At 61.0% G+C, this 13,187-nt stretch carries 13 protein-coding genes; 3 read left to right on the forward strand and 10 right to left on the reverse strand.

Annotation, left to right across the window (positions count from 1 at the left end):
• Positions 1-92: 92 nt before the first annotated feature.
• From C7I87_RS33460 to C7I87_RS33475, 4 genes are read right to left on the reverse strand one after another with little or no spacing between them, the layout of a single operon-like run.
• Positions 93-461: a helix-turn-helix domain-containing protein gene (locus C7I87_RS33460; protein WP_149908210.1), complete on the reverse strand. Its 369-nt coding sequence runs from the start codon at positions 459-461 to the stop codon at positions 93-95.
• A gap of 25 nt (positions 462-486) precedes the next feature.
• Complete coding sequence (locus C7I87_RS33465; RefSeq protein ID WP_149908211.1) at positions 487-1,017, reverse strand: Smr/MutS family protein; 531 nt, start codon at positions 1,015-1,017, stop codon at positions 487-489.
• Positions 1,014-2,114 (reverse strand): murein transglycosylase A, encoded by a 1,101-nt coding sequence (locus C7I87_RS33470; RefSeq protein WP_149908212.1) that lies wholly within the window; start codon positions 2,112-2,114, stop codon positions 1,014-1,016. The genes C7I87_RS33465 and C7I87_RS33470 overlap by 4 nt, the downstream gene beginning before the upstream one ends.
• A gap of 21 nt (positions 2,115-2,135) precedes the next feature.
• A complete protein-coding gene (locus C7I87_RS33475) occupies positions 2,136-2,843 on the reverse strand; it encodes a Tim44/TimA family putative adaptor protein (RefSeq protein ID WP_149908286.1) in 708 nt (235 codons plus the stop codon).
• Positions 2,844-3,042: 199 nt separating this feature from the next.
• Between C7I87_RS33475 and C7I87_RS33480 the strand changes: the two genes are divergently transcribed.
• The 3 genes from C7I87_RS33480 (at position 3,043) to C7I87_RS33495 (ending at position 6,637) form a co-directional block, all read left to right on the forward strand.
• A complete protein-coding gene (locus tag C7I87_RS33480; RefSeq protein ID WP_149908287.1) occupies positions 3,043-3,540 on the forward strand; it encodes an FxsA family protein in 498 nt (165 codons plus the stop codon).
• Positions 3,541-3,905: 365 nt separating this feature from the next.
• Positions 3,906-4,409, forward strand: a complete 504-nt coding sequence (gene secB / locus C7I87_RS33490; protein ID WP_149908213.1) for a protein-export chaperone SecB — start codon at positions 3,906-3,908, stop codon at positions 4,407-4,409.
• Positions 4,410-4,996: 587 nt separating this feature from the next.
• Positions 4,997-6,637, forward strand: coding sequence for an ABC transporter substrate-binding protein (locus C7I87_RS33495; protein ID WP_149908214.1), 1,641 nt, complete (start codon positions 4,997-4,999; stop codon positions 6,635-6,637).
• A 501-nt stretch (positions 6,638-7,138) separates the two neighbouring features.
• On the opposite strand, the gene C7I87_RS35495 is transcribed toward C7I87_RS33495, so the two are convergent.
• The 6 genes from C7I87_RS35495 to lepA form a co-directional block, all read right to left on the reverse strand.
• Complete coding sequence (locus tag C7I87_RS35495) at positions 7,139-7,234, reverse strand: putative RiPP precursor (protein ID WP_188394107.1); 96 nt, start codon at positions 7,232-7,234, stop codon at positions 7,139-7,141.
• A 363-nt stretch (positions 7,235-7,597) separates the two neighbouring features.
• Positions 7,598-8,110, reverse strand: coding sequence for a hypothetical protein (locus C7I87_RS35500; protein ID WP_188394108.1), 513 nt, complete (start codon positions 8,108-8,110; stop codon positions 7,598-7,600).
• Between the two features lie 43 nt (positions 8,111-8,153).
• Positions 8,154-8,441 carry a hypothetical protein gene (locus C7I87_RS33510; RefSeq protein WP_149908215.1) on the reverse strand — a complete coding sequence of 96 codons (288 nt, stop codon included), beginning with the start codon at positions 8,439-8,441 and terminating at the stop codon, positions 8,154-8,156.
• Positions 8,442-8,450: 9 nt separating this feature from the next.
• Entirely contained in the window at positions 8,451-8,588 is a 138-nt protein-coding gene (locus C7I87_RS35505; protein WP_188394111.1) for a hypothetical protein, read from the reverse strand.
• 61 nt (positions 8,589-8,649) lie between these two features.
• On the reverse strand, positions 8,650-10,920 hold the full coding sequence (locus C7I87_RS33515) for an SIR2 family protein (protein WP_149908216.1): 2,271 nt from the start codon (positions 10,918-10,920) through the stop codon (positions 8,650-8,652).
• 263 nt (positions 10,921-11,183) lie between these two features.
• Positions 11,184-12,989, reverse strand: a complete 1,806-nt coding sequence (lepA, locus tag C7I87_RS33520; protein ID WP_149908217.1) for a translation elongation factor 4 — start codon at positions 12,987-12,989, stop codon at positions 11,184-11,186.
• Positions 12,990-13,187 lie beyond the last annotated feature (198 nt).

Below are 13,187 nucleotides of genomic sequence, written 5' to 3' on the forward strand. Positions count from 1 at the left end.
CCGCCGCAAAGTCCGGGCAAAGCCGTTCGAGAGCAATTCCAGGAAAAGTGTGTAACGGTTTTCCGTCCGGAATTGCGTGAAAACAAAGAGCTCTAGGATCGCCGGCCCAACGCCGCATGGATCGACGCTGTGATGCGGCGCAATTCCGCTTCGTCCAGCTTCTCGATGTTTTCGGCCAGAAGATTGGCGAGTTCGGTGGCGGCAGGGGAAAGGCCCGACGTATCGAGTTTCACGCGTGGGTGCGAGGCTTCGGCCAGCCGCGCCAGTTCCTCGGCATCGTCCCAGATGATGTTGAAATAGCCGATGATCTTCTGGATCAGCGTCCAGGTCGGCGCGCCGCGCCGGCCATGCTCCAGCGCCGAGAGATAGGCGGCGCTGACGCCGATCGCCGCGGCCATGTCCTTCTGGCTGACGCCGCGCTCGGCCCTCAGCGCCCGCAGCTTCTCGCCGAACGGCGTCATGCGCCTGGACTCATGGGCGAAGTCCTCATGAGCGTACCCGCCGCAGCCTGATATAGAGCGCTCCCGAACCGCCATGGTTGCGGGCGGCATGGTCGTGGCTGGAGACCAGCGGCCGGAACGCCGGCGTCGACAGCCAGGCCGGCACGGCGCGCCGCAAGACGCCATCGCCACCCGAGGACGACCCCTTGCCGGTGATGACCAGCACATAGCGGACGCCGCCGGCATGCGCCCGGTGCAGGAACGAAAACAGCAGCGAATAGGCCTCGTCCTGCGTCATGCCATGCAAGTCGACGCGGCCCTCGATCGGCAGCCGGCCCTTCTGCAACTTGTCCAGCGTCGGTTCGTCGAGCCGCTGCGTCACATGCTGCACCTTCGGCTTTGCCAGGCCGGCCGGCGCGGCGACGGGCTGGCCCGGTTGCGGCGGCGTTGGCGTGGCATCGACGGCCAAGTCTGGAATGTCGACGGCGGCGCGGCCCTTGAGCGGCTTGGCGGTGCGCGCCACCAGGTTCCACAGCACCCGGTCGTCCTCGCTGAGTTTATCCCCGCGCTTGCTCATCTTGCGCCCCTGGCCAGCGCGCGCGGCACCAGCGCAAAAAAGTCGGCGGCGTTGCGCACCACGCCGGCGATCTCGCCGGCGGCGTCGCCCGAACCGGCGAACAGGTCGCCGCGCGCCGGTCCGGTGATGGCCGAGCCGGTGTCCTGCGCGATCATCAGCCGCCGGAACGGTCTTTTGTCGAAGGCGGTGAGCGTCGGCGCGTCGATGTAAAAAGGCGTGCCGAACGTGTGCAGCAGCCGGTCCACGGCCATCGAGCGGCCCGGCGTCAGCGGCACCTTGGCGGCCGCGATCGGTCCCAGCGCGGCGTCATCCCCGGCGGCCTCGCGGAAGAAGATATAGGAGCGGTTCCGCCACAGGATCTCGTCGACGCGCTCCGGATGCGCCTTGAACCAGGCGCGGATCGACTGCATCGTCACCTCGGCGAGCGGGATTTCGCCCGCCTCCCTCAACACCTTCCCGGGTCCGGTGAAACGCTGGCCGGATTTGGCGGCGTAGGTGACGCGGCAAAGCCGGCCGTCGGTCATGGCGAGCCGTGCCGCGCCTTGCACATGGATGAAGAAGGCATCGACCCTGTCGGCCAGCCAGGCGATCTCCAGCCGCTGGCCGGCGAGCGCGCCGCGCTCGATCGCGCCACGGTCGGGATATTCGGCCAGCCCGTCGGCGGTCCGGCGCGCGAAGGCGAGATAGGGATCCATCCCGGCGGGCCGGTTGGCGTCGTCGACATCGACGAGGTCGGCCGGCCGCGACAGCAGCGGCACGACGAAATGCTCCGTCCGCACCGGCGAAGCCTCGACTTCAGGCTCGTAGAAGCCGGTGACAAGGCCAGCGCCGGTCTCCGGCCGGACCAGCATCGGGACAAAATGGCGCTCGAAGAAGGCGCGGGCCTCGGACCGGTTCGCCGGGGGGGCTTCGCGTGCTTGCGCATAGGCCTCGGCAAAGGCGCCGAAATCGACGCCCAGCGCGCCGCTGCGATAGGGTTTTACCAGCACGTGGAAGGCGGAACGGCGAAAAGCCTCGAAGGCCGGCAGATGGTCGTCGTCGTCCCAGCCGGGGAGATCGTCGAAAGACTTTGCCGCAAAGGAAGGCGATAGCGACACCGGAGCCTCGCCTTGCCGGGGTCAGTCTTCTTCTTCGGTGGCGACGAGCTTCCAGTTCGGATCGCGCGAGCGCGTGTCGCGGGCGAAGGTCCAGACATCCTTGACCTCGGCCACCGTTTCGGGGTCGCCGTCGATGACGGCACCCGCCTTGTCGCGCGTCGCCGAGATCAGCTCGCTGATGATGCGCAGCGTGACATGCGCCTCGCCGCCCTTCATCTCGGCCGAGACGATGTCGGCCTTGTCGATGCCGACGAAGGAGGACTGGATCTTTTCCGACTTGGCCTCGCGCTCGCCGATCGCGGCGACGAAGCCGTCAAAAACCTCACGCGACAGAAGGTTCTTCAGCGTTTTGCGGTCGCCGTCGGCATAGGCCATGACGATCATCTCATAGGCCATCTTGGCGCCGTCGACGAACCCCTTGGGGTCGAAGGACGGGTCGTTGTCCTTGATCGCGCGCAGGCCCTTGTTGAGATCGGTGTCGGGCTTGGCGAAGGCGTCGATGGCGGCATAATTGTCCGCCGGCGCCGGCTCGCCGGGCAACCGCTTGCGCGGCAGCGAAACCACGTTTTCGGGCTTCTGCGTGGCGTCCTTGTCGGTGCGCGCGGCCGTATAGGGATCGAAGGGCGGCCGCTCACTACCGGTCCGACGGCCCAGCACGTTGCGCAGCTGAAAGAAGATCACCACCGCCGCGATCAGGAAGAAAATCGTGCCGAAGTCGAAGAAGCCCATATCTTCCGCCAATCAATCCCTGCCTCTAGGCCGGACCGCGCGGCCTGGAGCCCGCGGTCGCATAGCGTTCAACATTCAAAGCATATAGAACGCAAGGCGCAATCATTCAAATCAAAGGCAGGCATACCTATCTAACAGCCTCCATGCCAGCGGCGATTGGTCGCCGGCGGGGCAAAACAATCGAATGGTCGGTAAAGACTTGCGCATTTCGCTGCTTCCCCTCTTTCTCCTCGCGCTGCCGCTGCTGGAAATCGCCGGTTTCGTCATCGTCGGCCGTGAGATCGGCGCGCTGGCGACGGTCGGCCTGGTGCTGGCCTCGAGCTTCGCCGGCGTGCTTTTGCTGAGGCACCAGGGTTTCGGCGTCATGACCCGCATCCGCACCGAGATGGACGCCGGCCACGACCCCAGCCGCCAGCTCGCGCATGGCGCCATGATCGTGGTGGCGGCGATCCTCTTGATCATCCCCGGCTTCATCACCGACATCATCGGCCTGCTCCTGTTCCTGCCGCCGGTGCGCGACCTTGCCTGGAGCAGGCTGAAGGGCCGCATCGTCGTGGCCACCAATTTCTCCACCGGCGGCTTCCGCCGGCAGCGCGACAAGGTCATCGACCTCGACGACGGCGACTATTCGCGCGAGGACGACCTGAAGCGCGGCCCCGACCATAATTCGCCGTGGCGGCGGCTGAAGGACGATTAGGTCGCGATTGCAGCGTTCTGGTCTGTTTTGACAGGCCAGCGCCGCCCCTCATTGCCCTGCCGGGCATTTCTCCCCGTAAACGGGGCGAAAGAAGCTGGCGGCAGGGCTGGCGCTCAATCCCGCAGGGTTGGCGATTGGCGAAAGCGCCGATGACAGCACCCCTCGCCCCGTTTACGGGGAGAGGATGCCGGCAGGCAGGTGAGGGGCAGCGCTGCCCTTGGCAATCGATCTCCCCCCATAAAAGGTCGGAGCGATCGCCCCAAGGTCACAAGGCGGCAAACCTTGTCTTGTCATGCCGGCCATGGTAGCGAACGCCCGATTTCAATTCGGTCAGCAACGCTGCCCAGGGGAAAAGGAAACGGCTCATGGCCAGCAATGATGACGCGCCGACCGGCGCGGCCAACGGAAACGGCAACGCGGCGGCGCAGCCCTCGCTCAACGTCCTGGCCCAGTATGTCAAGGACCTGTCCTTCGAAAGCCCCGGCGCGCCCAACTCGCTGCGCGGCCGCGACAAGGCGCCCGGCATCGCCATCAACGTCAACGTCAACGCCAACCCGCTCTCCGACAAGCAGTTCGACGTCAACCTGACGCTGAACGCCAAGGCCTCCTTCGACCAGGAAGTGCTGTTCAACGTCGAGCTGGTCTATGGCGGCGTCTTCGCCATTTCGGGCTTCCCGCAGGAGCACATGCTGCCGATCCTGTTCATCGAATGCCCGCGCCTGCTGTTCCCCTTCGCCCGCCAGATCATCGCCGAGGCGACGCGCAATGGCGGCTTCCCGCCGCTGATGCTCGACCCGATCGACTTCGCCCAGATGTTCCAGCAGAAGCTGGCCGAGGACCAGGCCGCCTCGCAGACCAAGGTGAGCTGAGGCCCGCCTGACTGGGATCGTTTGAAAACCCGGCCTCGTGCCGGGTTTTTTGTTGCCTTGATGACCCTTGGCAACGCTGGTGGGACAGCACCCATAGGCGCCACATTAACGGTTCTGGTCGATTGAAATACAACGATCGAGCCATGGGTCGACCCCCACTCCGTCGAGCTCCGCTCGACACCTCTCCCCCGATCGACGGGGGAGAGGAAAGGCGCGACCTCGCCAAGCGCGTCCCCCTCCTCTCCCTCCGGAGGGAGAGGTGGCTCGGCGAAGCCGAGACGGAGTGGGGGAAGCCGCTGGTGAAACGCGAAGCCGCAGGCCAGAGTGTGATGGAACTCGGCGGCCACCAGGGCTGGATCCCTCACAGGCCACGGCCGGTCATCCCCCTGCGGAGCGCCGCACAAGTCCTGCGGATTCCAGAACATTTCCCTACGTCACCCGGCTTTATCATTCCGGCAATGGCCCGGCGGTCGCAGCCGCCCCCCGCGTTGGCGATCTGTCGGGGCGAGCCTGTTTTCGTGCATGCCGTTGTCCCGAAACCGCCGGGCACTTTTGGGCGGCATGCGCCAACAAAAGAGGGAACGACGATGAAATTCATGCTGACCGACCGCAAGCTCCACCCGCGCGCCAAACCCGTCGCCGACGATTTCAGGAAGGGCGGCATCAGCCGCCGCGAATATCTGGCGCTGATGGCCGGGCTCGGCGTCAGCGCCGCCGGCGCCTTTACCCTGGGCGGTCTGACCGCGACCCCAGTCCGCGCCGCCGAGCCGAAGAAGGGCGGAACCTTGCGCGTCGCCATGAACGTCAAGGGCTTCAAGGACCCGCGCACCTTCGACGGCGTCGAAATGTCCAACGTCGCCCGCCACTGCAACGAATACCTGGTGCGCTGGAACACCGATTTTACATTCGAGCCCTGGCTCCTGGAAAAATGGGAGATGAGCGACGACGCCAAAACCCTGACGCTGCACGTGCGCAAGGGCATTTCGTGGTCGAACGGCGATGCCTTCAACGCCGACGACGTCGTCCACAACCTCACCCGCTGGTGCGAGGCCGGCGTTGCCGGCAATTCGGTCGCCGCGCGCATGGGCGCTCTGGTCAATGCCGACACCAAGAAGGTGGTCGATGGCGGCATCGAGAAGGTCGATGACTTCACCATCAAGCTCAATTTGCCAAAACCCGACATTTCGCTGATCGCCGGCATGGCCGACTATCCCGCGCTGATCATGCATCGCTCCTATGACGGCAACGGCGACCCGCTGAAGGCGCTGGCCATCACCACCGGCCCCTGCGAGCTGGTCAAATGGGACGCCGAGACCGGCGCCGAGGTCAAGCGCAAGGACAAGCCGTGGTGGAAGGGCGAGTTCTACCTCGATGGCATCCAGTGGATCGACTACGGCTCCGACCCCAACGCCATGCTGTCGGCGTTCGAATCCGGCGAGATCGACACCGACCACGAAACCGCCTCCGACGCCGTCTCGCAGACGGAAAAGATGGGGCTGAAGAATTCCGAGATCGCCACCGGCTCGACCATCGTCGCCCGCTTCAATGTCGGCAATCTGCCCTATGACGACGTCAAGGTGCGCCGCGCCGCGCAGCTCGCCGTCGACAATTCCGCCGTGCTGAAGCTCGGCCTCGATGGCCGCGGCAAGCCCGCCGACAACCACCATGTCGGCCCCATGCACCCCGAATATGCCGATATCGGCCCCGCCAAACGCGACGTCGAGCAGGCCAGGAAGCTGCTCGCCGAATCCGGCAAGGCGGACCATGAATACGAGCTGATCTCGGTCGACGTCGAATGGCAGAAGAACACGGCGGACGCCATCGCCGCTCAGATCCGCGAGGCCGGCCTCAAGATCAAGCGCACCGTGCTGCCCGCCGCCACCTTCTGGAACGACTGGAGCAAGTTCCCCTACTCCTGCACCGAATGGCTCGGCCGCCCGCTCGGCGTCCAGGTGCTGGCGCTGGCGTACAAATCCGGCGCCGCCTGGAACGAAAGCGCCTACGCCAACAAGGAGTTCGACGAGCTGCTCGACAAGGCGCTGGCCATGCCGGATCCTGCAGCCCGCAAGGAGATCATGGCCAAGATCGAACAGAATTTGCGCGACTCCGGCATCATCATCCAGCCCTACTGGCGCTCGGTCTACCGCACCTACCGCAAAGGCATCGAAGGCTGCGAACAGCACCAGGCGCTGGAACAGCATTTCGAAAAGGTCTGGATTGAGAGTTGAGGTTCGCCAGTCTTGGCTTCCTCTCCCTCCGGAGGGGGGAGAGGTGGCGCTGCGAAGCAGCGACGGAGTGGGGGAACCCACCTGGCAACCGCGAACGGACATAGCGCAAGCATCGCCTCGCCGTGCGTCCAAGGGTCGACCCCCACTCCGTCGAGCTTCGCTCGACACCTCTCCCCCGATCGACGGGGGAGAGGAAAGGCCCCCTTCCTCAACTGCTGCGAAGGGTGGGCAGGCAGGTGAGGGGCAGCGCCAACGCTCATCGTTTGGGGAAAATGGCCGGCGCGCATGCCGGTGAGACAATTGCCTGAGCCCCGCGCCGGCCACTAGCGACCTTATAAAGGTCCGCCGCCCGATTTATGTACCGGCACCGTGCTGCGCGATCAACCAAGTCGGGAGATTGGTACGAATTCGTACCGACCCTCACGGGAGGCTTCGGATCGCAGTCGGCGACACGCTGGAAAAAGTCGCCGTTCAGCGCCAGCGCGGGCCTTGCAGCGGAAGCTATCCGCAGGGTTGCGATACCGGACAGGCTATGGCCGTCACGGCCGAAAGCTTCTCGCGCTTGCTCAGCGTCGGCTTTGCATAGGTCTTTTTCATGAAAATTCCCCCTGGCCCCCAATGGCTGAGGTCCAAAGGCGCCGGTATTCGCCCGATGTCAATGCGGGGCGGCCGTGGTTCGGGGCGCACTGTACAATTGCCAAGGTCGGCGCTGCCCCTCACTGTCCTGCCGGACATCTCTCCCCGTAAACGGGGCGAGAGGGCTGGGCGCAACGCCGACGCCTTTCTTGCAACGCCGACAATTGCCGAAAGCAGGTGCAATAAGCGTCCCTCGCCCCGTATACGGGGAGTTGAGGAGCGGTCCGCATAGCGGACGAAAAGCCAACTGCTTGGCTTTTCGAGCGACGAACGCCGGCAGGCAGGTGAGGGGCGGCGCCGACGCAGGAAACAAGGCGGCCCCGCTCACCGCGCCGGCCTCAGCAGCGTCCAGATCCAGCCGGCGAAGGTCAGCACCAGGAAGGGATAGCCTGCCGCTGGCAGCGGCGCCGAGGTCGGCAGCAGGGGCGCGCCCCACAGCACCATGCCCACCGACACCAGGAACAGCACGGCGGCAATGAGCGCGGTGATCCGCATCCACAGCGCGAAAATGTTCGGCACGCTGACCAGGATCAGCGCCGCCGCCCACAGCGAAATGCCGCCGACATAGGAAGGCACGCTGGCCTGCAACCCCGCCGCATTGCCGGCCAGAAGCAGGCTCTCGCCGGCCAGGAAGGTCAGGAAGCCAGCCGCCACGCAATCATTGCCGAGCCGCTGGTATTTCATCGTCAGCAGCGCGGTGGCCACCACCAGCGCCACGCCGTCGATCGCCCAGAGCGTTTCGCGCAGCGGCGCGCTGGCGACGAAGGTGCCGGCGAGGCCAAAGGCACCGCCGATGGCGAGGCCGAGAGAGGCGATGATGTCTGAGGTGGTGCGCATGTGGTGTGTCTCTGAGAGCAGGATACGTCAGGGGGGAGCGTTCTCAAAGGTGATCCGGTGTCTCGGGCATCGGCCCGGTCAGCTCGAAATTCACCAATGTCGGCCCGCCATGGTTGCCATGCACGCGGGCCCTACGCACCGTCTGCCACGGCATCAGCGCGTCGCCGGCGCGCTTGTCGCGAAAGCCCTTGGCATCCACCGTCACCTGAACCCTGCTGTCGAACCCGCTGCTCGCTTTGAACAGCCCCCAGTCAAGGCAGCCCAAGGCAAAGACAAAAAGCGGGAACACCCGCCCGTGCGCACCATCCGACGACAGCGCCCGGAACCCCAACCCCGTCGCTCACGGCGCAATGCCGGCATAGGAAGGCACGCCCGCCTGCAGCCCGGCCGCATTGCCGGCCAGAAGCAAGCTTTTGCCAGCGAGGAAAGCCAGGAAGCCGGCCGCGACGAGGTCATTGCCGAGCCGCCGGTATTGCATCTAGCCTCCCAGACAGCAACGAAGTCTTGATCCGTGAGCTTAAATATCCACATCTTCGCTGCTACCCGAGCATCGCCAGTAATTCTCCAAGATTGGCAACGCATTGCTCTACATGATGATGTTTCTTGGTGCCCCTTGGTATAAGCTTGGCTCGAGATATGACCTCTTCAGCACTCTTTCTAATAACATTCTTCTGATTTTCATCGTAGCTAGACCCGCGCGCTATAAAAAAAGGCAGATAGCCAGACGCCACCCTGAATGGATAGTACGCATCCTCTTCCTTTACCGCCTGCTTTATTAAAAGAGCGTGTGCTTCCAAGAACACCTTAAAATCGTCCCTATACGACATATCCTTGGTTCTGCTCTCTAGTAGGAAGCGCGCGTAATGATTATCAATCTGGAACGTATCAAAATTTCCTTTCCTGCTCGCATGGCTATAGGCTGTCCGAAAATGAATTTCGCAGGCCGGATAATTACCATCCTCAAGTCTGGATATTGCAAACTGCAGCCAGAACAATGGATTCCTAGCCATTGATGGAAGTTCTTTCAGGCGATCATAAATTACCTTATATTTGTCGCCCATCTTTCTACGAGCAAATATCCGGTCTATAAAGCTGAATCGAATAAGCTCCTTCTGTAGTTCAAAGAACAGCCTATTTCTGCCAGCATTCTCACACTTCTTTACAACATTTACTATTAAATCGACGACGTAGTCCACATCCACAACATGCTGTAAAACATATTCGCCGAATATAGAAGATTTTAGGCGAATTGTCCCATGGCGCCTCTCTATCAATTCCATTGAGAACTGATTATTAATCAATTCCCTCTTGGTGAAGACGTCAATATCTGACAGTTGCCCCACAAGCATTATGTCAGGATTGAAGCCCGCGATGTCCAAGAAAAGTGTTATGCAAACTATACGAAGAGATTCGCTACTTGGGTTCTCATTGAACGCCTTAATAATCTTCTCTCGTATAGACGGCGATTGGAATAGTGAGACGAGTAAGTTACGGGCCTCTCCCTTGCACTCCTTGCTTACAAAATATTCTTCGTCGCTTTGACTTTTGTTCGAGAAATCTGCCCAAAGGCCATTATCGTCAATAACTTTTACGAAAGCAGCTATATCATTTCTAGTCAATTTGTTGACGTCGTATTCTGTGTAACCGTCTCCAAGAATCTCCGCCACCCGATATGACCTCAATTCATAAATCGATGAGCGAGTCATAGCGACAATAGATGCCCTGGGAACTTCAGACAAGATCACTTTGACTGTTTGGGAAAATCGAAAAACATCATCGATAAAAAATATTGGCTCAACAAAGTGGCGCGATACAACCGACAAGTCTTGGCCGAGCGTCTCATCGGAGGCATTCACGTGAAGAACTGTGCGGCCCTGCTGGAGTAGCCGCATTTTGAGCGATTCTGCCAAAACTGACTTGCCGTTACCCAAGTCTGAGTGAAGCAATATGCGGCATGGGCCCTCTGACAAACGGTCGAGTATTGCTTCCTCAACCTCCCTACGCACCACATAGGGAGTGCTCTGGACTCCTTGCCCCAATAGAGCAGCGCCCTCGATGCTGCCATACAAAAGCAATTTTAAAACGTCATCGCCGGTAGGTCGGCGAGAGTCGGTCGGCATTGCTTCCAACCTGAATGAAATTAGCTCTTTCGTAGTCCGATCCACATGCTTGGCTTGCCTGACAATCTCGGCAAACTGCTCGACTCCGATGTTTAGTACGGTTCCATACTGCTCAAGCTCTCTCTTCAGGACTGGGTCAATATCATCTACTTCGATAAAGAAAAGTCTCGATTTCAGCACCGGATCGGAGTATAATATTCGCGCAATATCGATATCATAAACACTGTAACCTATTATGACGACGCATCCAGCGATCGATAGGTCTGTCTTAAACTTCCAATACCAAGGCGATTCGATGAATGTATTGGTTAGATAGCTTGCCTTCGTCAATTTAATTCGAGTCGCGAAATCGGGGAAGGCCACGCCATCCAAAATTCCGTTTATATGTACAACTGACGTTGTATTATTCTTTTCCAGAAAATATTGGGAAGCTGTACAATCTATAGGGGTTGAATTGATCTTCTTCTTAGACCTAGCAATCTCGATTACATTGTCGTAGTTTGTAGTGTATATTCTCTTCCATGCAAAGCCGGTTATATCCTCGATATATGGAGGTATTTCGTCAGGCGTCAGCTTTTCTTTTAAAAGTTCGAATAGATCGAGCTCACCAATCTGATGTATGTACTCTCTGGATATGGTATCGAGTTCGTACTTTAGAGGCATTTTCAGCCGCTCATGAAGCAGCCTCACCAAAGCTCTCCCCGTCGGCAGCGGGTCTTTGTTTTTGTCTAACGCATTTGCTGAGAAACCAGAGCCAACAAAGAGAAGGGGAAACGAAGATGATAACCCTCGATGAGCGCAGCTAAAGCATCCCGATCACCACTCATTCCCCACCACCCTCGTCTGGCGTATCCGTCATTCCGCCGTTTGCTAGTGGAAGTTAATTGATTTTTGCATCTTAACGCAAGGCAGCAGTAACTTGCGCCTGAGGTATGCATCGCGCGAAAGTGTCCTCAATCGCCCATCTTCAGCGCCTGGATAAACGCCTCCTGCGGGATATCCACTTTCCCAAACTGCCGCATCCGCTTCTTGCCCTCTTTCTGCTTGTCGAGCAGCTTGCGTTTGCGGCTTACGTCGCCGCCGTAGCATTTGGCGGTGACGTCCTTGCGCAGCGCCGAGATGGTTTCGCGGGCGATGACCTTGCCGCCGATCGCGGCCTGGATCGGGATCTTGAAGAGGTGGTGCGGGATCAGCTCCTTCAGCTTCTCGCACATCTGCCGGCCGCGCTTTTCCGCCGCCGTGCGGTGGACCAGCATCGACAGCGCGTCGACCGGCTCCTCGTTGACCAGGATCGACATCTTCACCAGGTCGCCTTCGCGGTAGTCGGTCAGGTGATAGTCGAAGGAGGCATAGCCTTTTGAAATCGACTTCAGCCGGTCGTAGAAATCGAAGACGACTTCGTTGAGCGGCAGATCGTAGGTCAACATGGCACGCTTGCCGACATAGGACAGGTCGGCCTGGATGCCGCGCCGGTCCTGGCAGAGTTTCAATATGCCGCCGAGATAGTCGTCGGGGGTCAGGATCGTGGCGCGGATCCACGGCTCCTCGATGGCCGAGATTTTCACCACGTCGGGCATGTCGGCCGGGTTGTGCAGTTCCTTCACCGAGCCGTCATTGAGCAGCAGCCGGTAGACGACCGATGGCGCGGTGGCGATCAGGTCGAGGTTGAACTCGCGCTCCAGCCGCTCCTGGATGATTTCGAGATGCAGCAGGCCAAGGAAGCCGCAGCGATAGCCGAAGCCGAGCGCGGCACTGGTTTCCATCTCATAAGAGAAGGAAGCGTCGTTGAGGCGCAGCTTGCCGACGGCGGCGCGCAGATCCTCGAAGTCGGCGGCGTCGACCGGGAACAGGCCGCAGAACACCACCGGCTGCGCCGGCTTGAAGCCGGGCAGGGCGTGCGCCGTCTGGCGCTTGTCCTCGGTGATGGTGTCGCCGACGCGGGTGTCGGCCACTTCCTTGATCGAGCCGGTGAAGAAACCGAACTCGCCGGGGCCGAGCTCGTCGACATTGATGCGGGCGGGCGTGAACACGCCGGTGCGCTCGACCAGGTATTTGGCACCCGTGCCCATCATGCGGATGGTCTGGCCCTTTTTCAGCACGCCGTCGATGATGCGCACCAGCACGATGACGCCGAGATAGGCATCGTACCAGCTGTCGACCAGCATGGCTTTGAGCGGCGCCGTGGCATCGCCTTCGCGCGGCGGCGGCAATTGGTGGACGATGGCTTCGAGCACGTCGGGAATGCCAAGCCCGGTCTTGGCCGAGATCAGCACGGCGTTGGAAGCGTCGATGCCGATCACCTCCTCGACCTGCTCGCGGATGCGCTCGGGCTCGGCGGCCGGCAGATCGACCTTGTTCAGCACCACCACGATCTCGTGGTTGTTGTCGATCGCCTGGTAGACATTGGCCAGCGTCTGCGCCTCGACGCCCTGGGAAGCGTCGACCACCAGCAGCGAGCCCTCGCAGGCGGCCAGCGAGCGCGACACTTCATAGGCGAAGTCGACATGGCCGGGCGTGTCGATGAGGTTGAGGATATAGTCCTCGCCATTGTTGGCGCGGTATTTCAGCCGCACCGTCTGTGCCTTGATGGTGATGCCGCGCTCGCGCTCGATGTCCATCGAGTCCAGCACCTGTTCCTTCATGTCGCGCAACTCCAGCCCGCCGGTGGACTGGATCAGGCGGTCGGCAAGCGTGGATTTGCCATGGTCGATATGGGCGACAATGGAGAAATTTCTGATGTGGTCGAGGGGCGTGCTCATGCCGCGCGCTTTAGCAGGGGCGGCAAGCGGCGGCAAGGCTTGCGGCGCAAGGGCTCCCTTGCCGCTCACAAAGCGGTGACATCAGCCAAAAAACCGCGAAAACCGCCCCGTGGGCGAAGAATGCGTAAACTTTGATCGATCACATTAGACCTTGGTTTGCCGGCCGTGTGGTAAGTGCACGAACGCTAATGTCTGTCG

The sequence above is a fragment of the Mesorhizobium sp. SARCC-RB16n genome (genome assembly GCF_008520305.1).
GTDB lineage: Bacteria > Pseudomonadota > Alphaproteobacteria > Rhizobiales > Rhizobiaceae > Mesorhizobium.

Coding starts and splice junctions, on each gene's coding strand:
- C7I87_RS33495 (WP_149908214.1), top strand. CDS start 4,997: ATGAAATTCATGCTGACCGACCGCAAGCTCCACCCGCGCGCCAAACCC.
- C7I87_RS35495 (WP_188394107.1), bottom strand. CDS start 7,234: ATGAAAAAGACCTATGCAAAGCCGACGCTGAGCAAGCGCGAGAAGCTT.
- lepA (WP_149908217.1), bottom strand. CDS start 12,989: ATGAGCACGCCCCTCGACCACATCAGAAATTTCTCCATTGTCGCCCAT.
- C7I87_RS35500 (WP_188394108.1), bottom strand. CDS start 8,110: ATGCGCACCACCTCAGACATCATCGCCTCTCTCGGCCTCGCCATCGGC.
- secB (WP_149908213.1), top strand. CDS start 3,906: ATGGCCAGCAATGATGACGCGCCGACCGGCGCGGCCAACGGAAACGGC.
- C7I87_RS35505 (WP_188394111.1), bottom strand. CDS start 8,588: ATGCAATACCGGCGGCTCGGCAATGACCTCGTCGCGGCCGGCTTCCTG.
- C7I87_RS33465 (WP_149908211.1), bottom strand. CDS start 1,017: ATGAGCAAGCGCGGGGATAAACTCAGCGAGGACGACCGGGTGCTGTGG.
- C7I87_RS33475 (WP_149908286.1), bottom strand. CDS start 2,843: ATGGGCTTCTTCGACTTCGGCACGATTTTCTTCCTGATCGCGGCGGTG.
- C7I87_RS33460 (WP_149908210.1), bottom strand. CDS start 461: ATGACGCCGTTCGGCGAGAAGCTGCGGGCGCTGAGGGCCGAGCGCGGC.